This is a genomic window from Flammeovirga agarivorans (assembly GCF_012641475.1).
Lineage (GTDB): Bacteria > Bacteroidota > Bacteroidia > Cytophagales > Flammeovirgaceae > Flammeovirga > Flammeovirga agarivorans.
In genome coordinates, this window is record NZ_JABAIL010000045.1 from 1 (window position 1) to 1,422 (window position 1,422).

2 protein-coding genes are annotated in these 1,422 nt (G+C 31.9%); both read right to left on the reverse strand.

The window, feature by feature from the left end; all coding sequences use genetic code 11:
* Nucleotides 1-145: 145 nt before the first annotated feature.
* Nucleotides 146-643, reverse strand: a complete 498-nt coding sequence (locus HGP29_RS29045) for an ankyrin repeat domain-containing protein (protein ID WP_168885802.1) — start codon at nucleotides 641-643, stop codon at nucleotides 146-148.
* A 72-nt stretch (nucleotides 644-715) separates the two neighbouring features.
* Nucleotides 716-1,327, reverse strand: coding sequence for a DUF6940 family protein (locus HGP29_RS28125; RefSeq protein WP_168885803.1), 612 nt, complete (start codon nucleotides 1,325-1,327; stop codon nucleotides 716-718).
* Nucleotides 1,328-1,422: the final 95 nt, after the last annotated feature.

The following is a 1,422-nucleotide window of genomic DNA, read 5'->3' on the forward strand; positions in this document are numbered from 1 at the left end:
AGGAGTTCTGAATCGGTTTTATTTTGATATATTTTTGAAAATTTATTCATCCTACATTTATGGTTGCCAACGTAGCACATATACGTCGTAACCAGCTTTTGCTGGGTATGAACGTTATATGCATTGTTCCACGCCGTTTGATTTTTTACTTTAATTCTTCAAAATATTTAATTGTTTCCGTTTGATTTTGTCTTTTCGCTGTATCAATTGGTAATTCGTTTCTGTAATTCCTCAAATTCAAATCTGCACCATTATCTACCAAAACTTTTATTGTTTCCAAATGCCCTCCAAATGATGCACTATGAATTGGAGCATATTTTTGTGGGTCTGTTTGAACATTCACATTTGCTCCTTTTTCAATTAAGAGTTCTACAATATTTGCAAAACCGTTCATTGAAGCTGCATGAAGTGGAGAGAAATTATTGCCTCTTGTCAAACTGGCATTTTCGTTTACTTCATCTGATAGAAGATACTTAACAATTTCAATATTTCCTGAACCTGCTGCCCAATGAATTGATGCTAATTCTTCTGAGTTGGAATTACATTTTATTTTTTCTCCTCCGATTTCAGCAGCAATTTTTAGGAATTCTTCATTATTGCCTCTTCTGATTAGTTCTTCTAACTGAAAGTTATTTATTTCCACTTTTTCATTGAGCTATTTGATTTGGGTTCTGCTTTCCCCAACCATTTTTTAAATAGATTTTTCATAATTGATTCATTTGATGTTACTCAAAAAGTCAGGTTCTTTATATCTCATTGTTTTGTAATATTTGGGTCTTGTATCCATTCTTATGTGCAACCAAATTACTCCTAAACCTGCAGTATTCAACCAAATCAATTTTTGGTTTTCAATTTCTTCGAGTATAGATTTTCCAACTCTTTTAAATACTTCAATTATCTGCTCTTGTTCTGCCAACCTTATAAATTTACCCATGTGGTTGTAAATTTCTTTATCTATCTTTTTTGTTGGTATAACCAATCTTGCATTCTTTCCCAAATTCATGAAATCTATTACCTGCTCATTCTTATGTATAAAATCTTTGAACGCACTTTCATTTATCGGCAAATACTCCAAAGGTTGGCTTCTTTGTAAGATGCATTCATATTTCTTTTCTAAGAACCCTTTTTTTATTGCAGGATGCTCCCAATAAAATGCTTCATAATCCAACTTTATCAATTGGTCTTTATAAAATTTAACAAATTTTGGATTATTTATCCATAGTTCAAATACATCTTTAAAGGATAAATATTTTTCACCATTTTTTAATCGAAATCGAACTGTATTCTCATTTTGCCCTTTTATTTCAATGTCGAATTTTTGATGCACTATTTTCTTTTTTTAATGGTGTGGAACGTAATGGCTAAACTACGTGTGAGGGTGCGTCACCCGAACGTGGAGTTTTAGCTGGTGTTACAGAGCTT